Source organism: Hoeflea sp. BAL378, from assembly GCF_000759435.1.
Taxonomy (GTDB): Bacteria; Pseudomonadota; Alphaproteobacteria; order Rhizobiales; family Rhizobiaceae; genus Hoeflea.
This window is the reverse complement of sequence record NZ_JRJG01000001.1, coordinates 64,032-87,690: the sequence shown is the minus strand read 5'-3', so window position 1 is coordinate 87,690 and position 23,659 is coordinate 64,032. Positions and strand designations below refer to the sequence as shown.

The following is a 23,659-nucleotide window of genomic DNA, read 5'->3' as shown; positions in this document are numbered from 1 at the left end:
GCCGTGATGGCCGGATGGGTGTGTGAATGAGGGTCGCGATCACGGGGCGGTCCCCGTCAGCTTGAGCACGAAGGCCACGATCACCAGCATGGCGAGCGAGATCGGCAGGAACACCTTCCAGCCCAGCCGCATGAGCTGGTCGTAGCGGTAGCGCGGCACGAAGGCTTTGACCATGGCGAACATGAAGAACACCATGCAGGCCTTGAGCACGAACCAGATGATGCCCGGCACCCAGTTGAGGAACCACACGTCGAGCGGCGGCAGCCACCCGCCCAGGAACAGGATCGTGGTCAGCGCGCACATCAGGACGATGGCCGCGTATTCGCCGAGCATGAACATCATGTAGGGCGTCGAGCCGTATTCGACCATGAAGCCCGCGACCAGCTCCGATTCCGCCTCGGGCAGGTCGAAGGGCGGGCGGTTGGTCTCGGCCAGCGCCGAGATGAAGAAGATCACGAACAGCGGGAACAGCGCGAACCAGTGCCAGTCCAGGAGCGAGTTCGGCAGGCCGATCCGCGTGCCCACGCCATTGGCCTGGGCCATGACGATGTCGGTGAGATTGAGCGAGCCCACGCACAGCAGCACCGAGACGATGACGAAGCCGATCGAGACCTCATAGGACACCATCTGCGCCGCCGAGCGCAGCGCGCCGAGGAACGGATATTTCGAGTTCGAGGCCCAGCCGCCCATGATGATGCCGTAGATCTCGAGCGAGGAGATCGCGAAGACGAACAGGATGCCGACATTGATGTCGGCGATCACCCATCCGGCATCGAACGGTATGACCGCCCAGGTGGCGAGCGCCAGCGTCACGGCGAGCAACGGCGCCAGCAGGAACACGCCCTTGTTGGCGCCCGAGGGAATCACCGGCTCCTTGAAGACGAACTTCAGAAGGTCGGCGAAGGACTGGAACAGCCCCCAGGGGCCGACCACGTTCGGGCCGCGGCGGAGCTGGACGGCGGCCCAGATCTTGCGGTCGGCATAGAGGATATAGGCGATGAAGATCAGCAGCGCCGTCAGCACCAGCAGCGACTGCCCGAGAATGATGGCCGCGGGCCAGACATAAGCTGAGATGAAACCGTCCATGATGTTTCCCGCCCTATTCCGCCGCCACCGGCCTGGCCGTCTTGGCCAGCGCCGAGCATTCGGCCATCACCGCCGAAGCGCGTGCGATCGGGTTGGTCAAATAGAAGTCTTTGACCGTCGAAGCAAACGGCGATTTGCCCATCTTGCCCGCTTTCCCGCCGATTTCGGCGATTGCGCCACCGTCAGCCACGAAAATCGTGTCGAGATCGGCGAAATGCGGATGCTCGGCGTAGAGCGCCGCGCGCAGCGCCGGGAGCGAATCATAGGGCAGCTTCTTGCCCAGCACGTCCGACAGCGCCCGGAGCACGGCCCAGTCTTCCTTGGCCTCGCCCGGCGCGAAGGCGGCGCGGCTGGCCATCTGCACCCGGCCCTCGGTGTTGACATAGGTGCCGGACTTTTCGGTGTAGGTGGCCGCCGGCAGGATCACGTCGGCGTGGTGGGCGCCGTTGTCGCCGTGGGTGCCGATATAGACGGTGAAGCCCGCGGTCTTCTTCTTGAAATCGAGCTCGTCCGCGCCGAGCAGGAACAGCACGTCCGTGCCCGTGAGCATCTCGGCCGCGGTCATCCCGCCCTCGCCCGGCACCAGGCCGAGATCGAGGCCGCCGACACGCGCGGCCGCCGTGTGCAGCACCGCGAACCCGTTCCAGTCGCTGGTGACCGCGCCCACGGCTGCGGCGAGCTTGGCGGCATTGGCGAGAACGCTGGCGCCGTCGGCCCGCGCCAGCGCGCCCTGGCCGATGATGATCATCGGCTTCTTGGCCCGCTTGAGCTTGGCCGCGAACTTGGCCGTCCCGCCGATCAACTCCATCAGCGTCTCGGGGCCTGCGCCCAGATATTCGTGGGCATAGCGCAGGTCGGCCTGCTCGCCGATCACGCCGATCGGCAGTTCGCCCATCCGCCAGCGCTTGCGGATGCGGGCGTTCAGGATCGCGGCCTCGCGGCGCGGATTGGAGCCGATGATCAGGATCGCGTCGGCGTCTTCGATGCCGTCGATGGTCGGATTGAAGATGTAGCTGGCGCGTCCGAGCGCCGGATCGAGTGCTGCGCCATCCTGGCGGCAATCGATATTGGCCGAGCCGAGCGCCGCCATCAGCGCCTTGAGCGCGAACATTTCCTCGACCGCTGCCAGGTCGCCGGCGATCGCGCCGATGCGTTCCGGCTTGGTCGCGGAGACAGCCTTGGCGATGGCCGCGAAGGCGTCGCTCCACGAGGCCGCTTCCAGCCGTCCGTTGCGGCGGACATAGGGCCGGTCGAGCCGCTGGGTGCGCAGGCCATCCCAGATGAAGCGGGTCTTGTCGGAAATCCATTCCTCGTTGATCGCCTCGTTGACGCGCGGCATCACTCGCATCACCTCGCGTCCGCGGGTGTCGACCCGGATCGCAGAGCCGCAGGCGTCCATCACGTCGATCGATTCGGTCTTGCCGAGTTCCCAGGGCCGCGCCTGGAAGGCGTAGGGCCGCGAGGTGAGCGCGCCCACCGGGCAGAGGTCGATCACGTTGCCCTGCAGCTCGGAACTCATGGCGTGCTCGAGATAGGTGGTGATCTCGGCATCCTCGCCGCGGCCGATCAGGCCGAGCTCGGAAATGCCCGCCACTTCGGTGGTGAAGCGGACGCACCGCGTGCAGTGGATGCAGCGGTTCATGATCGTCTTGACCAGCGGGCCGATATATTTGTCTTCGACCGCGCGCTTGTTTTCCTGGTAGCGCGAATTGTCCATGCCGAAGGCCATGGCCTGGTCCTGCAGGTCGCATTCGCCGCCCTGGTCGCAGATCGGGCAATCGAGCGGGTGGTTGATGAGCAGGAACTCCATCACCCCTTCGCGCGCCTTCTTGACCATCGGTGTGTTGGTGAACACTTCCGGCGGCTCGCCATTGGGGCCGGGCCGCATGTCGCGCACGCCCATGGCGCAGGACGCGGCCGGCTTGGGCGGTCCGCCCTTCACCTCGACCAGGCACATCCGGCAGTTGCCGGCGATCGACAGCCGCTCGTGAAAACAGAACCGCGGCACTTCCGCGCCGGCCTCCTCGCACGCCTGCAACAGCGTGTAGTGATCCGGCACATCGATCTCGTTTCCATCAACCTTGATCCTGGCCATGCAAGCAGTCCTACCTTTGCGAACGGTCGTAACGACCGCGTACCATCCCTGAACGGGACCTGAGTGTGATGCGGCGGGCGGCGGCGAAGCCGCCCGGCCTTGTTCGTACTAACCGGCGTCCGGTGCGCCCTTTGCCAGCGCGCCGGCCTGGGAAATCCAGTCGTCCCGGTCGATCCTGCCGCTGAACTGCAGGTAATCATCAACCCAGGCCACTTCCTCCGGCTGCCAGGCGGCGATCTGCGCGAAGGTGAAGACGCCGAGCCCGTTGAGCACCTGTTCGAGCTTCGGCCCGATGCCCGAGATCAGCTTGAGATCATCCGGGCTTTCCGGCTTCTCCATCTCCGCCGGGCGGCGATAATCCTCGGGCTCCAGCGCCGTGCCGGACCGCACCTTGGCCTTCCGGGCCGCCGGCGCCGGTTCGCTCGCCCCGGCCGCGGCCACTTCCGCGTCCGACTTCAGTTTCTCGAGCACGGCCGCATTCTTTTCCGGCGCGGCGGGCGCTTCGGCCTTCCGTGCCGTGGCGGGCGCGGCCTTTGCCGGGGCCGGCTTGGCCCTGGCCTTCACCGGTTCGGCCGGCTTTGCCTCGTCCACGGGCTTGAACGCCACGACATCCGCCGAAGCTGTGGCCGCGGCCGCCACCGGGGCCAATACCTGGGCCTCGGCTTCGTCGGGAGCCAGGTCCTCGGCAAGAGTCGGCACGATCCAGCTCAGATCGGGATGCCGGCCCAAAAGCTGCGCCTGGCTTTGCATGGCGCCCTGCATGGCGCCGATCATCAGTCCGGTCATCTGGCCGGCCATGCCGAAACCGATCGCGGTGGCCGCGGCAGCCGCACCCATCGGATAGACCATCAGCGGCGAGACGGGGAAGTCTGCCGTTTTGGTCCAGTCGGTTATGGCGGTCATCGATTTCATCATCTCGTTCGTAGTCAAGTCTGCGGGAAAAGAAAACATCGACATCAGTCTCTCCTTAGTCGTCTGTTGGCTCTCGTCCCTCGTGACGTTTCCTGTCTTGCCGGGCCCGGCGTTGCGGGCCTCTTATTCGGCCGCTTCCAGCCGCTCGTTGCGGCTTTGCACGGCATTGCGTGTGTACTGATCGATCCGCGCTTCCATCTCGGGACGGAAATGACGGATCAGGCCCTGGATCGGCCAGGCCGCGGCGTCGCCGAGCGCACAGATGGTGTGGCCTTCGATCTGCTTGGTGACGTCGAACAGCATGTCGATCTCGCGCTTCTGCGCGTTGCCTTTGACCATGCGCTCCATCACCCGCATCATCCAGCCGGTGCCCTCGCGGCACGGCGTGCACTGGCCGCAGCTCTCGTGCTTGTAGAAGGCCGCCAGCCGCCAGATGGCTTTGACCACGTCGGTCGACTTGTCCATGACGATGACCGCGGCGGTGCCCAGGCCCGAGCGCAGGTCGCGCAGGCTGTCGAAATCCATCGGCGTGTCGATGATGTCGGCGCCCGGCACCATCGGCACCGAGGATCCGCCCGGAATGACGGCCAGCAGATTGTCCCAGCCGCCGCGAATGCCGCCGCAATGGCGTTCGATCAGCTCGCGGAACGGGATCGACATCGCCTCTTCCACCGTGCACGGCGTCTTCACGTGGCCCGACACGCAGAACAGCTTGGTGCCGGTGTTGTTGGGCCGGCCGATGGCCGAGAACCAGGCCCCGCCGCGCCTGAGGATGGTCGGCGCGACCGCGATCGATTCGACGTTGTTGACGGTCGTCGGGCAGCCGTAGAGGCCCATGTTCGCCGGGAACGGTGGCTTCAGCCGCGGCTGGCCCTTCTTGCCCTCGAGACTTTCGAGCAGAGCCGTCTCCTCGCCGCAGATATAAGCGCCGGCGCCATGGTGCACATAGATGTCCATGTCGTAGCCGAGCTTGGAATTCCGGCCCAGCAGGCCCGCATCGTAGCACTCGTCGATCGCCGCCTGCAGCGCCTCGCGCTCGCGCATGTATTCGCCGCGAACATAGATATAGGTCGCATGCGCGCCCATCGAGAAGCCGGCGATGACGCAGCCTTCGATCAGCGTATGCGGATCGTGGCGCATGATGTCGCGGTCCTTGCAGGTGCCCGGCTCCGACTCGTCGGCGTTGATCACCAGGTAATGCGGGCGACCGTCGCTTTCCTTGGGCATGAACGACCATTTGAGCCCGGTCGGGAATCCTGCCCCGCCGCGGCCGCGCAAGCCCGAGGCCTTCATCTCGTTGATGATCCAGTCGCGGCCCTTTTCCAGGATCTCCTTGGTCCCGTCCCAATGGCCGCGCGCCATCGCACCCTTCAGCGACTTGTCGTAGGTGCCGTAGATATTGGTGAAAATCCGGTCTTTGTCAGCTAGCATCATTCACCTCTATCGCGGCTTCTTGCCGAAGACCCTGATGTACTCGGCCTCGCCGCCCTTGGCCAGCGCCTTGGCCTGCTTGACCCAGTCTTCGCGCTCGATCCGGCCCTTGAATTTGAGATACCCGTCGACCCAGTCGCGCTCGGCCTTCTTCCAGGACGAGACCTGGGCATAGGTATAGATCCCGAGCGAATGCAGGATGCCCTCGATCTTCGGACCGACGCCCGAAATCAGCTTGAGGTCGTCGGGGTTTGCGGGCCTGTCGATTCCCGCCGGGCGGGCCTTGTCGTCGAGCGACGGCGCTTCCGCGGCCTTCGCCTTGGCGCCGCCCCTCGCCGCCTCGGCCGGTCCCGGATCAGCCAGGCGCGAGACAGGCTTTGCCGTGGCCTGCGGCGCCGGCGTCGACCGGTCGCGGGAGCTGGCTGATTCCGCGCGCGATTCCTTCAGCTCCGGTGCGTCCGAGGAAGTCGCGGCTGTCTTCGTCCGCGCGTCGACATTTTCCTTGGCCTTTGCGGGCGAGTCGGTCTCGGTCTCGGTGGACGGCCGGTCCGGCCGGCCGGCTTTCGTCGCCGAAGGCGATCTTGCGTCGCCCGACGCGGGTTTCGCGCCGGTCTTGCCGCCGGGCTTGATCTCGGTCTTGAGGCTGGTCAGCCCGCTCGCCGGCGCCGAATGGATCCGGGCGATCTGCGGTCCGGGCGTGATGTCCTCGGGGCGTCCGGCCTCGAAACGGTCGATGATGTAGGCCAGCCGCTCGGGCGTCAGGTCCTCGTAGGAATCCTTGAAGATCATCACCATCGGCGCGTTGACGCAGGCGCCCTGGCACTCGACTTCCTCCCACGACAGGGTTCCGTCCTCGTTGAGATGGAACGGCTCGGGATGGATCTTGGTGCGGCACACCTCCATCAGCGCCTCCGAGCCGCGCAGCATGCACGGCGTGGTGCCGCAGACCTGCACATGGGCGCGGGTGCCCACCGGCTTCAATTGGAACTGGGTGTAGAAGGTCGCCACTTCCAGCGCGCGGATATAGGGCATGCCGAGCATGTCGGCGATCGTTTCGATCGCCCGCTTGGTGACCCAGCCGTCCTGTTCCTGCGCCAGCATCAACAGCGGAATCACCGCCGACTGTTCGCGGCCCTTGGGATATTTCTTGATCCATACCTTCGCCTGGGCGGCGAATTCGCGGTTGAAGGCGAATTGCGCGGGCTGGACGGTATCTTCGGCAAGTCGACGAACGGACATGGTGTGCTCTTTTGTCTTTCTTCCGGCCTATTTGGTGTCGCCGCGGGGCGACCCGGTCGTGGGGTCGATGCGATGGCGGTTCGCGGTCATGAAATCGGTCCGATGGCTCACCGGTCGACCTCCCCGAACACGATGTCGAGCGAGCCCAGCGCCGCCGAGACGTCGGCGAGCTGGTGGCCGCGGCAGATGAAATCCATCGCCTGGAGATGCGCGTAGCCGGGCGCGCGGATCTTGCAGCGGTAGGGCTTGTTGGAGCCGTCCGACACGAGATAGACGCCGAACTCGCCCTTGGGCGCCTCGACCGCGGCGTAGACCGCGCCTTCGGGCACCCGGTAGCCTTCGGTGTAGAGCTTGAAATGGTGGATCAGCGCTTCCATCGACCGCTTCATCTCGCCGCGCTTGGGCGGCACGATCTTGCCGTCGGTGGACGAAACCGGCCCGGTCTTCTCCGCGCCCAGCAGCATGTTCACGCACTGCTTCATGATCTTCACCGATTCGCGCATTTCCTGCATGCGGATCAGGTAGCGGTCGTAGCAATCGCCGTTCTTGCCGATCGGAATGTCGAAATCGAGCTCGGAATAGCATTCATAGGGCTGCGAGCGGCGCAGGTCCCAGGCAGCGCCCGAGCCGCGCACCATCACGCCCGAAAAGCCCCAGGCCCAGGCGTCGTCGAGCTTGACGATGGCGATGTCGACATTGCGCTGCTTGAAGATGCGGTTGTCGGTGAGCAGGCCCTCGATGTCGTCGCAGGTCTTGAGGAACGGATCGCACCACTTGCCGATGTCCTCGACCAGGTCGTGCGGCAGGTCCTGGTGAACGCCGCCGGGCCGGAAATAGGCCGCATGCATGCGCGAGCCCGAGGCGCGCTCGTAAAACACCATCAGCTTTTCGCGTTCCTCGAAGCCCCACAGCGGCGGGGTCAGCGCGCCGACGTCGAGCGCCTGCGTGGTGACGTTCAAGAGATGCGACAGGATGCGGCCGATTTCCGAATAGAGCACCCGGATCAATTGCCCGCGCTTGGGGACGCTGACGCCGGCGAGCTTTTCCACCGCCAGTGCGAAGGCATGTTCCTGGTTCATCGGCGCGACATAGTCGAGCCGGTCGAAATAGGGCACGGCCTGCAGATAGGTCTTGGCTTCGATCAGCTTCTCGGTGCCGCGGTGCAGCAGCCCGATATGCGGGTCGACGCGCTCGACGATCTCGCCGTCGAGTTCGAGCACCAGGCGCAGCACGCCATGCGCCGCCGGGTGCTGGGGACCGAAATTGATGTTGAAGTTGCGGACGTTGTGTTCGTTCATGGTTCCGGTCCTCACGCCTTCGCTTTTTCATCGCCCGGCAGCACGTAGTCGGTGCCTTCCCAGGGGGAGAGAAAGTCGAAATCGCGGAATTCCTGCCTCAGCACCACCGGCTCGTAGACCACCCGCTTGACCTCGTCGTCGTAGCGCACCTCGACAAAGCCGGTGAGCGGGAAATCCTTGCGCAGCGGATGCCCCTCGAAGCCGTAGTCGGTCAGGATGCGGCGCAGGTCCGGATGGCCGGTGAACAGGATGCCGTAGAGATCGTAGGCCTCGCGCTCGAACCAGTCGGCGCCCGGATAGACCCCGGTCAGCGACGGGACCGGCGCGTCCTCGGCGGTCATCACCTTGACCCGGATCCTGAGATTCTGGCGCGGCGACAACAGGTGATAGACCACGTCGAAGCGCTCGGGCCGGCCCGGCCAGTCGACGCCGCAGCAGTCGATGAAGCTCACGAACTGGCATTGCGCGTCGTCGCGCAGGAAGGTCATCAGCTCGATCAGCTTGGCCGGCTGCGTCAGCAGCGTGAGCTCGCCATGGGCGATCTCCACGCCGTCGAACAGCCGTCCCTTGGCCTCGCGCAGATAGTCCGAAAGTTCCTTGAGGGCCTGGCTCATCATCGTCTCTCCTAGCGCTCGATCGTGCCGGTGCGGCGCATCTTCTTCTGCAGAAGCAGCACGCCGTAGAGCAGCGCCTCGGCCGTCGGCGGACACCCGGGAACATAGATGTCCACCGGCACGATCCGGTCGCAGCCGCGCACCACGGAGTAGGAATAATGGTAGTAGCCGCCGCCATTGGCGCAGGAGCCCATCGAGATGACGTAGCGCGGCTCGGGCATCTGGTCGTAGACCTTGCGGAGCGCCGGCGCCATCTTGTTGGTGAGCGTGCCCGCGACGATCATCACGTCGGACTGGCGCGGTGAGGCCCGCGGCGCGAAGCCGAAGCGCTCGGCGTCATAGCGCGGCATTGACATCTGCATCATCTCGACCGCGCAGCAGGCGAGACCGAAGGTCATCCACATCAGCGAGCCGGTGCGCGACCAGTTGATCAGTTCGTCCGTCGAGGTGACCAGGAACCCCTTGTCCGCAAGCTCGTTGTTGATCTCGCCGAAAAACGGGTCGTTGCTGCCCACCGGCTTGCCGGTGTTGGGGTCAATGATCCCCTTGGGCTGAGGCGCCACCATCGGTGCGTTGTTCACTCCCATTCGAGAGCTCCCTTTTTCCATTCATAGACAAAACCGATCGTCAGCACGCCCAGAAACGCCATCATCGACCAGAACCCCATCCAGCCGATGTCGCCGAACGACACCGCCCAGGGAAACAGGAAAGCCACTTCGAGGTCAAAGATGATGAACAGGATCGACACCAGGTAGAACCGCACGTCGAACTTCATGCGCGCGTCGTCGAATGCGTTGAAGCCGCATTCATAGGCGGAGAGTTTTTCCGGATCGGGATTCTTGTAGGCGATCGCGAAGGGCGCGATCAGCAGAGCAAGTCCGATGACCAATGCCAGTCCGATAAAGATCGCGATCGGTACATATGCGCCCAGAAGTTCCGTCATGGCGTCCGTTCCTGTACCCGCTGCAATCGAAGCCCCAGCCTTGGTCCAAGATCTGGAGCCGGTCCCTCACCTTGCGCGGTTAATCTTGTTGCAACGCGGCGTGGTTAGCGCAGCCTGCCACCCTGCGCAAGAGCGCGCGAAGGATTTGAGACATTAGTACCAGCTTTCGGCGCGCCGTGTCGCGCCGCGCGCGAAATATGGTGCGAGCTTTTTCAACCACTTGCGATTTTGTGCCGCGACTCCGGCGCAAAATTGCGGGAATCACTTCGACCTGCGATCCGGGCCGCCCGGCGGGGACGCGCGGGCACCGGATCCGACGGGTGGCGCGCGCGCCGGGAACCGGTGAGTCCGCCGCTGCCGCAGCATCGCCGCGATCGGGGTTTCGGGCACGCAGCTTGGATCGCCCGGACGCAACGGCCAGGCGTCGACGCGATCATTCGTGCGTGAAAACTATTGGAGAGGTTGGAAAGCCGGTTCCCTATCGGCCACGGCCCGGAAGGGCTGGCCCGGGAGCCGGGAAGTTGAAAAATGGCGCGAGTGACGGGGCTCGAACCCGCGACCTCCGGCGTGACAGGCCGGCACTCTAACCAACTGAGCTACACCCGCGCATTTTTCAGACGGAACAGTGTGTGACCGCCGTTCCGTGAGCGGCTGATTACGGCGTTCGCCGGTGGGTGTCAAGCAAGTTTGCGAAGGAAAAACGACAATGTTCCAACTTCGGCGCAAACCCGCCCTCGCCCGCCGCCCGGCGGACTCGGCGCGGCGGCGCCCGGCCGCGTTTTGATCGCGGACAAGGCGGTTTTTGTCTTGCGGATCCGCCGCGAACCCCCTAAAGCAGGCGCCACCGATCTGAGGGCGATTAGCTCAGTTGGTAGAGCGCCTCGTTTACACCGAGGATGTCGGGAGTTCGAGTCTCTCATCGCCCACCATCGCTTCCCCTTGAAATCATTGAGACCCATACACTGGCAAAGCGATCGGATCGATCCGGCGCCGGGCGGTTGGCCAGGTCTTGGATCGGGCGCCGGGCAACGTCGCACGCGGCGCCGAGATCCTTTTCCCGGGCGCGGCCGACCTCGTTCACCATGATGGCCCAGTTTGCGGAAGTGTCGACCGGCTCCAACGATCGCTGGAACATAAAGAGGGTCGATAGCGCCGTGCGCCCCTCCCTGACGCCGCGGAGGATCGGCAGGTCGTCCTTGAGCGAAGCCGCACAGGCCTCCCCCACAAAGATCCTGGCTATCTCCCCTGGCCGGAGGTCTTGACGGAGTACAAGAGCGTGAGACGGCCTTCGAGGGCATGCTGGATGTGCAGGCAGGCGGCCTGCTCGGCCCCGACAGGGTCGCGGTTCTCTATGGCGGAAATGATGGCCTCGTGCTCCGTTTTCGCCGCGTCGGCGCGGCCCGGAACAGAAAACGTGGTGTCGGGCAGAAGCGCGAGAGAGTCGTTGAGATCCTCGAGCATGCGCATCAGATAGCGATTGTGCGCGGCCTCGTAGATGGCTTCGTGAAACAGGGTGTTGGCGCGCGCGATGTCCGGGGCCCTGCTCTGGGCCGCGAAGGCGAGTGCGGCGTGGCGGATGCTGGCAACGTCGCTCGGAGACGCGTTCTCGGCGGCAAACGCGGCCGCCGCGCCTTCAAGTTTGGCCCTCAGGGCGTAGAGCTCCATGACTTGCGTACGACTGAGCTTGGCCACCGCCAGGCCTTCGCTTGTGGTCTCCAGCAGCCCCCTCTCCTGCAGCCGCGCAAAGGCCTCGCGCACGGGCGTGCGGCTGACCCCCAGGGAGGCGGCAATGTCCTGCTCGCGCACGCGCACGCCGGACTCGAGCTCGCCGGACCGGATCCTGTCGGCCAGGGCGCGGTAGACCTTGCTGCCGCGCGAGCCGCCGCCGCTGCCGCGCGTCTGCTGCTGATCACCCATAATCCGCTTCCTTCCTGGCGACACCCGGCCCCTCGATCGAAGCCCTACCAAATTTTTCCGGCAATGACACTTGGAACGATCTTGTATACGTCTGCGTACACTTGTATACAATTATCAATGTTCCAACCCAACGCATCCGGGGAGACACCCATGCAGATCCCGCCGAAACAGGTGGATGTTCTGGTACTAGGCGGCGGAAACGCGGCCCTGTGCGCGGCGATCGCGGCACGACGGCTGGGCGCCTCAGTGCTGGTCGTCGAGGCGGCGCCGAAATTCTACCGGGGCGGCAACACCCGCCACACCCGCAACATGCGCTGCGCCCACGACGCCGCCACCGACCATCTGACCGGGCCCTATGGCGAAGACGAGTTCTGGGAGGACCTGTACCGGGTGACCGAAGGCCACACGGACGAGGATCTGGCGCGCTACATGATCGCCCAATCCAAGGACATCCTGCCATGGATCGCCGAGCAGGGCGTGCGTTTCCAGCCGTCGCTGGGCGGCACGCTCAGCCTCGGGCGAACCAATTCCTTCTTCCTGGGCGGCGGGCGGGCCATGCTCAATGCCCTCTACCTCACGGCGGAGAAACTCGGGGTGCAGGTGATCTACGATGCGCCCGCCGTCCATCTCGATATCGTCAAGGACGCGTTCCGCTCCGCGACTGTCCGCATCGACGGCGCCGACCATGTCATTCGCGCCAAATCGCTGGTGGCCGCCGCCGGAGGGTTCGAGGCCAATATCGAGTGGCTGAAGCAGGGTTGGGGCGAGCCCGCCGACAATTTCCTGATCCGCGGCACCCCCTACAATCGCGGCGACGTGCTGAAGATGCTGCTCGACAACGGAGTGCTGCCGATCGGCGACCCGACCCAGTGCCACGCCGTCGCCATCGACGCGCGCGCGCCCAAATTCGACGGCGGCATCATCACCCGCCTGGACTGCGTCGTCTTCGGCATCGTCGTCAACCGCAATGCCGAACGCTTCTACGACGAGGGCGAGGATTTCTGGCCCAAGCGCTACGCCATCTGGGGCCGGCTGGTCGCGGCCCAGCCCGACCAGATCGCCTATATCGTCTTCGACGCCAAATCGCTCAGGATGTTCATGCCGTCGTTGTTCCCGCCGGTTGAGGCGAACAGCCTGGAGGAACTCGCCGCGAAGCTCGACCTGCCGGTCGACCCCTTCGTGAAGACACTGACCGAGTTCAACGACGCGGTCCGACCGGGGACGTTCGACCACACCGAACTCGATGATTGCCGCACCGAAGGTCTCGCCCTGCAGAAGAGCCATTGGGCGCGGCGCATCGACCAGGCCCCCTTCTATGCCTATCCGGTGCGGCCGGGGATCACCTTCACCTATCTCGGCACCCGCGTCGACCGCGATGCACGGATGCAGATGGCCGATGGCGGCAAGGCCGCAAACATGTTCGCAGCCGGAGAGATCATGGCGGGCAATGTGCTCGGCCGTGGCTATGCGGCCGGTATCGGAATGACGATCGGCAGCGTCTTCGGACGCATCGCCGGAGAAAGAGCGGCCCAGAATGCACATGATTGACAATCTCAAGGAAGCCGAGCGGCTGATGACGGTCTGCAATTCCTGCCGCTATTGCGAGGGATTGTGCGCGGTCTTCCCGGCCATGGAACTGCGGCGCGACTTCGCCGACGCCGACCTCAACTATCTCGCCAATCTGTGCCACGGCTGCGGCGCCTGCTACGCAGACTGCCAGTTCTCGCCGCCGCATGAATTCAATGTCAATGTGCCGCAGACGCTCGCTAAGGTGCGCGCCGACTCCTACCGGACCTATGCCTGGCCGAAGGCTTTCCAGCCGATGTTCGACCGCAACGGCACGGCGATCGCCGTGGTCACGGCCGTAAGCGTCGCGGCGTTCATTCTCGGCTTTGCGCTCTGGCATGATCCGGCGGTGCTGACCTCGGACTCCGGACAGTTCTACCGTCTGATGCCGCACAACGCGATGGCCGGCCTCTTCGGCGCCATCTCGCTTTACGCCTTGCTGGCGATCGTGATGGGGTTCCGGGCGTTCTGGAAGGACATCGGGGCGGGAAGCGTCTCGGCCGGCTCCGGCCTGACCCTCTGGCAGGCGACCAAGGACGCGGCAGGCCTGCGCTATCTCGATGGCGGCGGCGTCGGCTGCTACAATGAGGACGAGAAACCGACGGACAACCGGCGGCTTTTCCATCACCTGACCTTCTACGGGTTCATGCTGTGCTTCGCCGCGACCACGACCGGCACGATCTACCACTACTTCCTTGACTGGCCCGCCCCTTACGGCTGGACGGAATTGCCCAAGCTGTTCGGTATCCCGGGCGGCATCGGGCTGGTGGTCGGACCGGCGGGACTGATGCACGCGAAGCTGAAGCGGCACAAGGACATGCTCGATCCCGCCCGGTTCGGCATGGACACTGCCTTCCTCGCGATGATGTTCATGACCGGATTGACTGGCCTGGCCCTGATGGTCGTCCGCGAGACGCCGGCCATGGGCGTCACGCTCGCCATCCATCTCGGCGTCGTCTTCGCGCTTTTCGCGACGATGCCCTACGGCAAGTTCATGCATGGGTTCTACCGCTTCGGCGCGCTGGCGCTCTATGCCGCCGAACGCAAGGCCGAACGCCCCGCCACCACTGCCGGGAAATCCTGACGGCAGTTGGCGGCGCCGTCGATCAACGCCCCTGCCGGCTTGCGGCAGCGGCGCTCTCCCGGTTTCGATGAGATGCGATCCCGACAGACCCGAAACGCCTGAAGCGTTTCCCCCTGCCTTCCATCCTTCATGACGGTTGGCGACCCTATTCATCCCCTCTCAGGAGGGTGGCCGGACCGTGGCCTCAGACGCCGCCGGACTTCTTGGCAAGGCGCCCGGCCACCAGCTTCGCCACAAGCGGCCCGACAGCCAGCACGACCAGGAACCGCAGGATCTGCATGGTCATCACGAAGGCGGTGTCCGCGGAGCTCGAGGTCGCCAGCACGGCGATCGTGTCGGCGCCGCCGGGGCTGGTCGCGAGATAGGCCGTCAGCGGATCGATGTCGGCGAAGACCACCAGCAGCCAGGCAATTCCGGCACAGCCGCCGATCAGCGCCATCGAACTGATCATGACCGCGGGCAAGGCCTTCAGGGCATGCCGGATCAAGGGGCGCGTGAAGCGCAGGCCGATGCGCCAGCCCAGGAGCGCATAGACGAGGACCAGAAGCCAGATCGGCAGATGGATGTCGAGCCAGCCATAATGCACCAGGAAGATGCCGGCCGCGAGCGGCACGAGCAGGGCCGCCGCCTTGATGCCGGTGATCCGGGCCAGGATGGGCCCGGACAGGCCGAGCGCCAGCGTCTCCAGCATCGACACCCAGTCGACCGGCGCAAGCCAGTCCGGCCCATCGGCGGCCCCGGAACTGTCGAGACCGAAAAGCCTGGCGACCAGCGATGCGATGGCGGCGATCAGCACGATGCGGGAGAATTGCATGAAGGCCACCAGTTGCCCGTCGGCGCCGGCGTTTTCCGCCATGAAGGTCATCATCGTCGCCGCCCCCGGGCTGATGCCCCAGACCACCGTCGTTCCCGGCAGGATCCTGGCCAGCATCAGCGCCCAGCCGATCGCCGCGGTGATGACGAGCAGGATCAGCACCACGCCCATGAACAGGGGCCAGTCGGCGAGAAGCGAGCTTGAGACCTCGAGCGGCATGGCGTCGGCGATCACGCAGCCGAGGATCCCCTGCCCGACGAGCGCCCAGCCGTTGGTGATCCGCAGCGTGCCGCCAAGGCCCGAGACCACGATGCCCGCGATCATCGGCCCGATCAGCCAGGACGCGGGAAAATCGAGCACGGCCAGCACTCCGGCCAGCGCCAGCGACAGGAGAATGAGCAGGACCCACTGCTGGTATCGCGGCAGCGGCAACGGTTGAGGCGGTATCGATTGGCCAGTCTGCTGCATCTGCGCTCACGCCTCCGGTTGACACGCCGAAACCCGACCCTCGGCGCCAGTGCCCTGCGAGGTCCGGCCAATCTGCAGGCCGCAGGCCCCTCTAGCCGCAGCGCGGCAGAAGATCCATCACTTTGGCTTCTGAACCGTCATGAACGTGCCGCGGCCGCTCGCCAGCAGATTGCCCTGCCGGTCATAAACCACTGCCTCGGCCCAGGAGATCTGCCGGCCGGTCTTCATCGCCCGGCCTTGGACGACCAGGTCTCCCTGCTTGGCCAGGCGGTGATAATCGATGCGCAGGTCGACGGTCGGCACCGGACCGCCGGCATGATCGATCAACGAGAAATTTGCCGCAAAATCAAGAACGGACGCCAGGATGCCGCCCTGTGTCTGGCCGATATCGGGATTGGCCACCCATTCGGGACGCCAGGTCGCCGTCAGATCGATGATGCCGGGTTCGACGCGCTCGATGCGCAGACCGAGCCATGTCAGATAGGCGCTTCTGTCGACGATCGCCTGGACATCGGCGACTGTTTTGCCTGGGACCGTGTCGCTCATGCCTGTGCCTTCTTCTGTTCGACCTGTTCGCTGCGCAGGCGCCTGGCCTCGGCCTCGAGGCTGCGGCGATCGATCTTGCCGACAGTGGTCATCGGCACCTGGGAGAGAAAGATCACCTTGCGCGGATACTGATAGGGCGGCGCATGCTTGAGAACATGCTGCTGGATGTCGTGCTCGCTGAGCTCGGCGCCCGGCCGCTTGACCACGAAGGCATAGGGGACGGTGTGCTTGATCTCGTCCGGCGCAGGCACGACGACGGCCTGGTCGACATCCTCGAGCCGCTCGATTACGAGCTCGACTTCGGCGGGATAGATATTGTGCCCGCTCGAGGTGAACATGTCGTCGGACCGGCCGACAAAGAAGTACCAGCCCTCCCCATCGCGCCGCAGGATGTCGCCCGTATCGAACCAGCCATCGGCATCGAAGCGCCGGGCCATCTCGCCCGGGTTCTTGACATAGCCGTTCATCATGCCCGGACCGCGCACATGCAACGTGCCGAAATCGGGATTGTCGCCGCCGACGAGCCGGAACTCGTTGCCCTCGATCGGGAAGCCGATCGAATGACGCGGGCGGGGCTTGCCCTCAGGATGGCGCCCGAACAACGCCGCGCTGGTCTCGGTGATGCCGAAGACCAGATTGATGGCGGCCTTGGGAAACAGGTCCGCCACCTGGTCGATGAGCTCGTCGGACGCCGGCGCGCCGCCGAGCGTCGCCAGCCGGACGAAGGAATAGTCCCTGCCCTGGAGCAGGTCGCGCTGCTGCAGGATGAGCGCGAAAATGGTCGGCACGCCGGCCACCACCGTCGTTTGGTAGCGGTTCACCGCCTCGACATAGCGGCGCGCGTCGAACTTGCGCAGCAGCACCACCGCCGAGCCGCCGTGGAGCACGCATTTGATCGAGTTCATGGCGTGCTTGTGATAGAGCGGCGCCGCCACCATCATCCGGTCGGCGGTCGAGAAGTCGCGGTCCTCGGAGATGGTCTTCGCCACCCAGCTATGGGCGCGGTGGGAAAGCTGCGCCGCCTTGGGCCGACCGGTCGATCCGGACGTGTAGGCATGAAAGGCGATCGAATCGTGGTCCGGCACGAAGGGCTCGAACGGGCCGAAATCCTTGAACCGGGAGAGGCCGTCCTCGCCGTCGCCGTCGATCACCACCACCGGCATGTCCGCAGGCAGGTTCGGCCTGAGGTCGCTTTCGCAATAGACCAGTTTCACCTCCGAATTGTCGATGATCCAGGCAATGGTCTCCGCCGGCTGCAGGATGCCCATCATCACCGGGATGACGCCCGCGCGCATGGAGCCGAAGAACACCTCGAGGAATTCCAGGCGGTTGGAGCAGTAGACGCCAACCTTGTCGCCCGGCTTGAAGCCGCGCGCCACAAGCCCGCGCGCCACCGCGTCGCAGGCGCCGTTGTAGCTCGGGTAATCGATCTCGCGGGGACTGTCGGGATCGAACAGGTCGATGACGGCGATGTGCCCCGGCTCGGTGTACCGGCTTCCGAGGCACCCAAGATTGGGAACAGCCGCGCTCATGGGGTCACGATCACCTTGCCGAACACATTGCGGTCCTCGAGCAGGCCGATGCCCTCCGCGGCCCGGTCGAGCGGAAGCTGCGTCTCGATCACCGGAGACAGCTTGCCGGAGGCGACGAAATCCAGGCAGGCCTTGATGTCGTCGGGAACATAGGCCCGGCTGCCGATGATTTCCGTCTCGCGATGCCAGAGAAACCGCACGTCGATCTCGCACATGTGCCCGGCGGTGGATCCGCAGGTCAGGATGCGGCCGCCGGTGGCCATGCTCCGCTGGGTCTGGATCCAGGTGTCGCCGCCGGTGAAATTGACCGCGACATCCACGCCGGTCTTGCCGGTCGCGGTCCAGACCGCCCGGGAAAACTCGGGCGTCTCGACATAATTGATGATGTGATCGGCGCCGAGCGCCTTGAGCTTCGCGCCCTTTTCGGCGCTGGACGTGCAGGCGAAGACCTCGCAGCCGACCATCTTGGCGAACTGGATGCACGACACGCCAACGCCGCCGCTGGCGCCGAGAATCAGGATCTTCTCGCCGGCCTTGATCTGGCCGCGCGTGAACAGCATGCGGTGCGATGTGCCGTAGGCGATGGGCAGCGCCGCCGCATCCTCGAAACTCACGCCGTCCGGGATCTCGATGAGCTGGCGCTGATCGGCGGAGATGTATTCGCACAGGCCGCCATTGCCGTTTTCGCCCAGCACGCCGCCGGTGGGAAACCGCGGGAACAGGACCACGCGCTTGCCGATCCAGTCTTCCGGTACGCCGGCGCCGACGCTGCGGACGATCCCGGCGATATCGCCGCCGGGAATGCGCGGCATTTCCGTCGGCACGCCGGGCATGCCCTGCATGACGAAAACGTCCATGTAATTGATGCCGCAGGCCTTGATTTCCAGGAGCGCATGGCCTTCCTGCGGCTCCGGCCGCGGCCACTCCTCGAGCTTGAGCTGTTCAAGACCGCCATGGGCCCTCAACGCGACCACGCGCATTTTTGGACTACCTGTCATATCAAGCTGAACTCCATCGTGAAAACGCAAGTGGTGACCAGTTAGGACAAAAATCGATTGCGACACAAACAGTTAATTTGACCCTATTAATTGATTGTAATGATATATCCGACCCTTGCGGACCGCCGGATATATATCGCTGCAAGCGAACAATAATGCAGAATTTGTTATTTGAAGCGATGGACCGGCACTGGTAAAACTTCCGGACAAATTTCGCGTGCGGTCTTGGCCCGCGAACTCCCCTGGTCAGACGGGCGCAAAGGTGGTGGCTTGCAACATGGATACCCGATACCTCTTTGTTTCGTCTTGGTATTTAATGGGCATACGCCAACTATGACCCCGGAGCGTTCATGAAGCCGCCGCCCTTTGAGTATGTCCGCGCCTCAACCCTCGGGGAGGCGATCGCGACCCTCTCGCACAACGAGGATGCGCGCATCCTGGCAGGCGGACAGTCGCTCATGGCAATGATGAACCTGAGATACATATTCCCGAGCATTCTGGTCGACATCAACGAGTTGCATGAGCTCGCCGGAATTTCGGCGTCACCGCAACTGGTCAGGATCGGCGCGATGACGCGCCAGCGCGCCATTGAAACAAGCCCGGCGCTGGCCGGCGTCGCACCGATCTTTCAAGCCGCCGTGCATCTGGTCGGGCATCGCCAGACGCGCAATCGCGGCACCATCGGCGGCAGCCTCTGTCACCTCGACCCGGCGGCGGAATTGCCCACGCTTGCGCTGCTGCACGATTGCACCATCGAAGCCACCGGGCCGAACGGCCCGCGCCGGATCGCGGTGGCGGACTTCATCACCGGCTACATGACGCCCGGCATCGCCGCGGATGAAATCGTCACCGCCGTCGAGTTCGCGCCCTGGGCGCCGGGCCACGGCTACGGATTTCACGAATTCGCCCGCCGGCACGGAGATTTTGCCATCGCCTCCGCCGCCGTCCTCGTCGAACGCGCCGCCGACCGCACCATTGAGCGTGTCGCCATCTGCGTGGGCGGAGTGGGTTCGGTCCCGCAGCGCCATGTCGCCGGCGAAGAGGCGCTTACGGGCACCAAGGGCGACGAAGCAGCGGTTGCGCTGGCGCTCGACCGATGCAGCCAGCTCGACTATGTCGCGGACTTCCATGGCGGAGAGGACTATCGCCTGAGCGTGGCGCGCACCATGCTGCGGCGAAGCCTGGCAGACGCGCTCGATGAAACCCGTTCCGGCAAGGCTGCAGCCTGATGCAAGAGATCACCCTGCTCGTCAACAACCGTCCCTACAGCGGCACCGTCGAGGCCAGAACCACGCTGGCCGATTTCCTCAGGCACAGCCTGGGCCTCAAGGGAACCCATCTGGGCTGCGAGCACGGCGTCTGCGGCGCTTGCACGGTGCTTGTCGACGGCGCAAGCGTCCGCGGCTGCCTGATGCTGGCGGTCCAGGCCGAAGGCGCCATCGTCGAGACGGTGGAGGGCCTGGCGGCCGACGATGGCACGCTGCACCGACTTCAGGAGGCCTTCAGCAAGGAGCACGGTCTTCAGTGCGGCTTCTGCACGCCCGGCATGCTGATGACCCTGATCGAATTGCTGCGCGAAAACCCCTCCCCCACGGAAACGGAGGTGCGCGAGGCCATTTCCGGCAATCTGTGCCGCTGCACCGGCTACCAGAGCATCGTCCGGGCGGTCCTGAGCGTCACCGGCCGGCCTGTCGGCGCGGCGGGAGACCTCTGATGGCCGGGACCGACGCCATGACTTCCGGCCGCACCCACGCGCCCTCCGTCGGCCAGCGCATCACGCGGATCGAGGATGGGCCGCTTCTCACCGGCCACGGCGAATTTCTCGACGATATCGTCCTGCCCGATCTGCTGCATTGCGCCTTCGTGCGCAGCCCGCTCGCCCATGCCAGGGTCGATGCGATCGACGTCGAGGCGGCGCGCGCCCTGCCCGGCGTGCATGCGGTGCTCACGCTCGACGACCTGATGCCGCAATTGCGCTCGGGCCGCATGCCGCTCGGCGCAAGCCCGGTCGGCGGCCAGAACAAGAGCACGCCCTTCGTGCTGTCGGACAAGGAAGTCGCCTATGTCGGCGAGCCGATGGTGCTGGTGGTGGCGGAGTCCCGCTATATCGCCGAGGACGCCGCGGCCCTGGTCAACATCGCCTTTTCCTCGCTTCCCGTGGTCAGCGACGCCCGCAAGGCGCTGGCCGACGGCGCACCCGTCTGCCGCACCGAGCTCGACAGCAACCGGATGAGCAATTTCCATGTCGGCTATGGCGACGTCGACGAGGCCTTCGCCAATGCCGCGCATGTCTTCGAGGACGAGCTCTGGCAGCATCGCGGATGCGGCCACTCGATGGAGGGACGCGGCGTCGTGGCCGAGGTCCGCCCGGGCGGCGAGCTGTGCGTCTGGTCCTCGACGCAGATGCCGCATGACGTCTATTACATGCTGGCCGGTATGCTCAGGGTCGAGCAGGAAAAGCTGCGTGTCGTGACCCCCGACGTCGGCGGCGGATTCGGGCCGAAATACTGCTTCTACCCGGAGGAGGCGGCCCTGCCCGCGGCCGCACTCCTGTTGCGCCGCAATCTCAAATGGGTCGAGGACCGCCGCGAGACCTTCATCTCCTCGATCCAGGAACGCGACCAGTACTGGTCGATGCAGGTCGCCGTCGACAGCGAGGGCCTGCTGCTCGGCCTGCGCGGCCGGATGATCCACGACCAGGGCGCCTATGCCCCCAAGCCCGTCAACCTGCCCTACAATGCGGTGACGGCGGTCACCGGGCCCTACATCCTGCCCGCCTACCGCATGGACGTGGACGTGGTGCACACCAACAAGGTGCCGGTGTCCTCGGTGCGCGGCGCGGGCTATCCGCAGGCCGCCTTCACCATGGAGCGCATGCTCGACCTGGTGGCCGTCAGGCTCGGCATCGACCGGGCGGAAATCCGCCGCCGCAACCTCATCCCGGCCGACAAGATGCCCTATACCAAGAAGCTGCAGGCGCGGTCGGGCGCATCGCTGGTCTATGACAGCGGCGACTATCCGGCAGCCCAGGCGCAGGTGCTCGCCGCGGCGGGATGGAGCGACTTCGCCGAACGCCAGAAGAAGGCGCTGGACCAGGGCCGCTATATCGGCATCGGCCTCGCCAATGCCGTCAAGGGCACAGGCAGGGGCCCGTTTGAAAGCGGCGCGGTGCGCATCAGCCAGGACGGCAAGGTCAGCATCTTCACGGGCGCCACCGCCATGGGCCAGGGCATCGCCACCGCGCTGGCGCAGATCTGCGCCGACGAGCTGGCGATCGGACCGGACAGCATCAGCGTCACCGCCGGCGACACGGCGCGCACGGAAATCGGCCTGGGCGGATTTGCCAGCCGCCAGATGGTGACCGCGGGCTCGTCCGTGAAGCTCGCGGCGAAAGCGGTCGCCGCGAAGGCGATCAAGGCGGCGAGCAAGATCCTGTCGGTTCCCGAAGGCGACCTGGAACTCGACGACGGCTATGTGCGGGAAAAGACCGGGAACCAGAGCATCAGCCTGGGCGAACTGGCGCGCGTGCTGCGCGGCGCACCCGGATATGCGTTCCCCGACGGCTTGGAGCCCGGGCTGGAAGCGACCATCCGCTGGCGCACCGATGCCCTCTCCTACGCCAATGCCTGCCATGTGGCGGAAGTCGAGGTCGATCCCGACCTCGGCCAGGTCACGATCACGCGCTATGTGGCGCTCAACGATTCCGGCCGGATGATCAATCCGATGATCGTCGAGGGCCAGGTCCAGGGCGGCATCGTCCACGGCATCGGCAACGCGCTCTACGAATTCATGGGCTATGACGACGAGGCCCAGCCGCTGACCACCACCTTCCAGGAATATCTGATGGTGACGGCGACGGAAGTGCCGAACCTCGAGACCATCTACCGAGAGACACTCGCGCCCGGCAATCCGATTGGCGCCAAGGGCGTGGGCGAGACCGGCACCATTCCGGCGGCGGCGGCGATCATCTCGGCTGTCGAGAACGCCCTGTCGCCGTTCGGCCTGCGCATCTCGCAAACCCCGGTATCGCCGGAGATCCTCTTCAAACTGATCAAATCCGCGCGCGACGCGGCCCGGCAGAATCCTGACAGTCAATCCTAGGAAACACGGCATGACCTCAAAGCTTCAACTCACCCTCGCCTGCGGAGACTACGAGATCATCCGCCCCCTCAAGGACGGCATCGTCAAGCCCGACGGGATCGAGTTGAACATTCTGACCGGCGCCGACTCCGCCACCCGCCACTGGCGCTTCCTGCGCGGCCAGTACGACATGGCAGAATGCTCCGGCTCCTCCTACATCGTGGCGCGTGACCGCGGCATGCCGTTCAACGCCCTGCCGGTGTATCCGCACAGGCGCTTCCGCCACGGCTTCATTTTCACCAACACCGCCGCCAACATCACCAAGCCGTCTGACCTGATCGGAAAGCGCGTGGGCGTCAAGTTCTACCTCGCCACCGCCACGCTCTGGCTGCGCGGCATTCTCGAGAATGTCTACGGCGTGCCGCACAAGTCGATCGAGTGGTTCGCCGAACTCGATGAGGACATCGCCTTCACCCCGCCCGAGGGACTGACCCTGCACCGCCTGCCGGACAACAAGTCGGCCGAGAAGATGCTGGCCGAAGGCGAACTGGATGCGCTGCTGCATCCGGACATCATCGAGCCGATCCTCAACAAGGATCCCCGCGTCGGCCGGCTTTTTCCCGATTACAAGACCGAGGAAAAATCCTACTACGACAAATACGGCATCTTCCCGATCATGCATGTGCTGGGCATCAAGCAGGAGCTGGTCGACCGGCATCCCTGGATCGTGCCCAACCTGTACCAGGCCTTCGACGAGGCCAAGAACTTCGCCATGAAGAAGATGCGCAACCCGCGTCTGGTCCCGCTTGCGTGGTACCAGGAGGCGTGGGAAGAGCAGGAGAAACTGCTGGGTCAGGATCCCTGGGAATATGGTTTGAGCGAGTCCAACCGCAACAACCTCGAAACCCTGATCGGCTATTCGCATCAGCAAGGCCTGATCAGCCGCAACATCCCGGTTGAGGAGCTGTTCTTGCCGGTGTCGCAAGGGCGCAAGCGCGGAACCTTCCGCACCTAGCATCCTCTGACCAAATGGAGA

20 protein-coding genes and 2 tRNA genes are annotated in these 23,659 nt (G+C 65.0%); 7 read left to right on the top strand and 15 right to left on the bottom strand.

Annotated elements, in window-relative coordinates:
• Positions 1-39: 39 nt before the first annotated feature.
• The 10 genes from nuoH to LL06_RS00380 form a co-directional block, all read right to left on the bottom strand.
• Positions 40-1,086 carry an NADH-quinone oxidoreductase subunit NuoH gene (nuoH, locus tag LL06_RS00425; RefSeq protein ID WP_035520938.1) on the bottom strand — a complete coding sequence of 349 codons (1,047 nt, stop codon included), beginning with the start codon at positions 1,084-1,086 and terminating at the stop codon, positions 40-42.
• A 13-nt stretch (positions 1,087-1,099) separates the two neighbouring features.
• Complete coding sequence (gene nuoG / locus LL06_RS00420) at positions 1,100-3,181, bottom strand: NADH-quinone oxidoreductase subunit NuoG (RefSeq protein WP_035520937.1); 2,082 nt, start codon at positions 3,179-3,181, stop codon at positions 1,100-1,102.
• Between the two features lie 108 nt (positions 3,182-3,289).
• Positions 3,290-4,084: a hypothetical protein gene (locus LL06_RS28030; protein WP_035521024.1), complete on the bottom strand. Its 795-nt coding sequence runs from the start codon at positions 4,082-4,084 to the stop codon at positions 3,290-3,292.
• A gap of 132 nt (positions 4,085-4,216) precedes the next feature.
• Positions 4,217-5,524, bottom strand: coding sequence for an NADH-quinone oxidoreductase subunit NuoF (gene nuoF / locus LL06_RS00410; RefSeq protein WP_035521022.1), 1,308 nt, complete (start codon positions 5,522-5,524; stop codon positions 4,217-4,219).
• A 9-nt stretch (positions 5,525-5,533) separates the two neighbouring features.
• A complete protein-coding gene (locus tag LL06_RS00405; protein WP_035520936.1) occupies positions 5,534-6,763 on the bottom strand; it encodes an NADH-quinone oxidoreductase subunit E in 1,230 nt (409 codons plus the stop codon).
• A 107-nt stretch (positions 6,764-6,870) separates the two neighbouring features.
• On the bottom strand, positions 6,871-8,061 hold the full coding sequence (locus tag LL06_RS00400) for an NADH-quinone oxidoreductase subunit D (RefSeq protein WP_035520935.1): 1,191 nt from the start codon (positions 8,059-8,061) through the stop codon (positions 6,871-6,873).
• Positions 8,062-8,072: 11 nt separating this feature from the next.
• Positions 8,073-8,675 (bottom strand): NADH-quinone oxidoreductase subunit C, encoded by a 603-nt coding sequence (locus tag LL06_RS00395; protein ID WP_035521020.1) that lies wholly within the window; start codon positions 8,673-8,675, stop codon positions 8,073-8,075.
• Between the two features lie 11 nt (positions 8,676-8,686).
• Positions 8,687-9,262: an NADH-quinone oxidoreductase subunit B gene (locus tag LL06_RS00390; protein ID WP_035520934.1), complete on the bottom strand. Its 576-nt coding sequence runs from the start codon at positions 9,260-9,262 to the stop codon at positions 8,687-8,689.
• Positions 9,253-9,618, bottom strand: a complete 366-nt coding sequence (locus tag LL06_RS00385) for an NADH-quinone oxidoreductase subunit A (protein ID WP_035520933.1) — start codon at positions 9,616-9,618, stop codon at positions 9,253-9,255. The genes LL06_RS00390 and LL06_RS00385 overlap by 10 nt, the downstream gene beginning before the upstream one ends.
• 529 nt (positions 9,619-10,147) lie before the next feature.
• A tRNA-Asp gene (locus LL06_RS00380) sits at positions 10,148-10,224 on the bottom strand.
• 247 nt (positions 10,225-10,471) lie between these two features.
• On the opposite strand from LL06_RS00380, the gene LL06_RS00375 reads away from it, so the two are divergent.
• A tRNA-Val gene (locus LL06_RS00375) sits at positions 10,472-10,547 on the top strand.
• A gap of 307 nt (positions 10,548-10,854) precedes the next feature.
• Here the strand turns inward: LL06_RS00375 and LL06_RS00370 are convergent.
• Positions 10,855-11,535, bottom strand: coding sequence for a GntR family transcriptional regulator (locus LL06_RS00370; protein WP_035520932.1), 681 nt, complete (start codon positions 11,533-11,535; stop codon positions 10,855-10,857).
• Positions 11,536-11,685: 150 nt separating this feature from the next.
• Here LL06_RS00370 and tcuA point away from each other — a divergent pair, with 150 nt between their 5' ends.
• Positions 11,686-13,083 carry an FAD-dependent tricarballylate dehydrogenase TcuA gene (gene tcuA / locus LL06_RS00365; protein WP_035520931.1) on the top strand — a complete coding sequence of 466 codons (1,398 nt, stop codon included), beginning with the start codon at positions 11,686-11,688 and terminating at the stop codon, positions 13,081-13,083.
• Positions 13,070-14,185 (top strand): tricarballylate utilization 4Fe-4S protein TcuB, encoded by a 1,116-nt coding sequence (gene tcuB / locus LL06_RS00360; RefSeq protein WP_035520930.1) that lies wholly within the window; start codon positions 13,070-13,072, stop codon positions 14,183-14,185. Before tcuA ends, tcuB begins: the two co-directional genes overlap by 14 nt.
• A 184-nt stretch (positions 14,186-14,369) precedes the next feature.
• Here tcuB and LL06_RS00355 read toward each other — a convergent pair whose 3' ends face one another.
• The 4 genes from LL06_RS00355 to LL06_RS00340 all read right to left on the bottom strand — a co-directional run bounded on the left by LL06_RS00355 (position 14,370) and on the right by LL06_RS00340 (position 18,525).
• Positions 14,370-15,467 (bottom strand): AbrB family transcriptional regulator, encoded by a 1,098-nt coding sequence (locus LL06_RS00355; RefSeq protein ID WP_052161053.1) that lies wholly within the window; start codon positions 15,465-15,467, stop codon positions 14,370-14,372.
• 117 nt (positions 15,468-15,584) lie between these two features.
• Positions 15,585-16,013, bottom strand: coding sequence for a PaaI family thioesterase (locus tag LL06_RS00350; protein WP_035520928.1), 429 nt, complete (start codon positions 16,011-16,013; stop codon positions 15,585-15,587).
• Positions 16,010-17,545 carry a class I adenylate-forming enzyme family protein gene (locus LL06_RS00345; protein ID WP_035520927.1) on the bottom strand — a complete coding sequence of 512 codons (1,536 nt, stop codon included), beginning with the start codon at positions 17,543-17,545 and terminating at the stop codon, positions 16,010-16,012. Before LL06_RS00345 ends, LL06_RS00350 begins: the two co-directional genes overlap by 4 nt.
• Positions 17,542-18,525, bottom strand: coding sequence for a zinc-binding dehydrogenase (locus tag LL06_RS00340; protein ID WP_035520926.1), 984 nt, complete (start codon positions 18,523-18,525; stop codon positions 17,542-17,544). The genes LL06_RS00345 and LL06_RS00340 overlap by 4 nt, the downstream gene beginning before the upstream one ends.
• A gap of 368 nt (positions 18,526-18,893) precedes the next feature.
• Here LL06_RS00340 and LL06_RS00335 point away from each other — a divergent pair, with 368 nt between their 5' ends.
• The 4 genes from LL06_RS00335 to LL06_RS00320 are packed head-to-tail and all read left to right on the top strand — an operon-like array spanning position 18,894 to position 23,638.
• Positions 18,894-19,772 (top strand): FAD binding domain-containing protein, encoded by an 879-nt coding sequence (locus LL06_RS00335; RefSeq protein WP_035520925.1) that lies wholly within the window; start codon positions 18,894-18,896, stop codon positions 19,770-19,772.
• Complete coding sequence (locus LL06_RS00330; protein WP_035520924.1) at positions 19,772-20,257, top strand: (2Fe-2S)-binding protein; 486 nt, start codon at positions 19,772-19,774, stop codon at positions 20,255-20,257. The genes LL06_RS00335 and LL06_RS00330 overlap by 1 nt, the downstream gene beginning before the upstream one ends.
• Positions 20,257-22,644, top strand: a complete 2,388-nt coding sequence (locus LL06_RS00325) for a xanthine dehydrogenase family protein molybdopterin-binding subunit (protein ID WP_052161051.1) — start codon at positions 20,257-20,259, stop codon at positions 22,642-22,644. The genes LL06_RS00330 and LL06_RS00325 overlap by 1 nt, the downstream gene beginning before the upstream one ends.
• A gap of 10 nt (positions 22,645-22,654) precedes the next feature.
• Entirely contained in the window at positions 22,655-23,638 is a 984-nt protein-coding gene (locus LL06_RS00320; protein ID WP_035520923.1) for an ABC transporter substrate-binding protein, read from the top strand.
• The last annotated feature ends 21 nt before the right edge of the window (positions 23,639-23,659 follow it).

Coding starts and splice junctions, on each gene's coding strand:
- nuoH (WP_035520938.1), bottom strand. CDS start 1,086: ATGGACGGTTTCATCTCAGCTTATGTCTGGCCCGCGGCCATCATTCTC.
- nuoG (WP_035520937.1), bottom strand. CDS start 3,181: ATGGCCAGGATCAAGGTTGATGGAAACGAGATCGATGTGCCGGATCAC.
- LL06_RS28030 (WP_035521024.1), bottom strand. CDS start 4,084: ATGACCGCCATAACCGACTGGACCAAAACGGCAGACTTCCCCGTCTCG.
- nuoF (WP_035521022.1), bottom strand. CDS start 5,524: ATGCTAGCTGACAAAGACCGGATTTTCACCAATATCTACGGCACCTAC.
- LL06_RS00405 (WP_035520936.1), bottom strand. CDS start 6,763: ATGTCCGTTCGTCGACTTGCCGAAGATACCGTCCAGCCCGCGCAATTC.
- LL06_RS00400 (WP_035520935.1), bottom strand. CDS start 8,061: ATGAACGAACACAACGTCCGCAACTTCAACATCAATTTCGGTCCCCAG.
- LL06_RS00395 (WP_035521020.1), bottom strand. CDS start 8,675: ATGAGCCAGGCCCTCAAGGAACTTTCGGACTATCTGCGCGAGGCCAAG.
- LL06_RS00390 (WP_035520934.1), bottom strand. CDS start 9,262: ATGGGAGTGAACAACGCACCGATGGTGGCGCCTCAGCCCAAGGGGATC.
- LL06_RS00385 (WP_035520933.1), bottom strand. CDS start 9,618: ATGACGGAACTTCTGGGCGCATATGTACCGATCGCGATCTTTATCGGA.
- LL06_RS00370 (WP_035520932.1), bottom strand. CDS start 11,535: ATGGGTGATCAGCAGCAGACGCGCGGCAGCGGCGGCGGCTCGCGCGGC.
- tcuA (WP_035520931.1), top strand. CDS start 11,686: ATGCAGATCCCGCCGAAACAGGTGGATGTTCTGGTACTAGGCGGCGGA.
- tcuB (WP_035520930.1), top strand. CDS start 13,070: ATGCACATGATTGACAATCTCAAGGAAGCCGAGCGGCTGATGACGGTC.
- LL06_RS00355 (WP_052161053.1), bottom strand. CDS start 15,467: ATGCAGCAGACTGGCCAATCGATACCGCCTCAACCGTTGCCGCTGCCG.
- LL06_RS00350 (WP_035520928.1), bottom strand. CDS start 16,013: ATGAGCGACACGGTCCCAGGCAAAACAGTCGCCGATGTCCAGGCGATC.
- LL06_RS00345 (WP_035520927.1), bottom strand. CDS start 17,545: ATGAGCGCGGCTGTTCCCAATCTTGGGTGCCTCGGAAGCCGGTACACC.
- LL06_RS00340 (WP_035520926.1), bottom strand. CDS start 18,525: ATGCGCGTGGTCGCGTTGAGGGCCCATGGCGGTCTTGAACAGCTCAAG.
- LL06_RS00335 (WP_035520925.1), top strand. CDS start 18,894: ATGAAGCCGCCGCCCTTTGAGTATGTCCGCGCCTCAACCCTCGGGGAG.
- LL06_RS00330 (WP_035520924.1), top strand. CDS start 19,772: ATGCAAGAGATCACCCTGCTCGTCAACAACCGTCCCTACAGCGGCACC.
- LL06_RS00325 (WP_052161051.1), top strand. CDS start 20,257: ATGGCCGGGACCGACGCCATGACTTCCGGCCGCACCCACGCGCCCTCC.
- LL06_RS00320 (WP_035520923.1), top strand. CDS start 22,655: ATGACCTCAAAGCTTCAACTCACCCTCGCCTGCGGAGACTACGAGATC.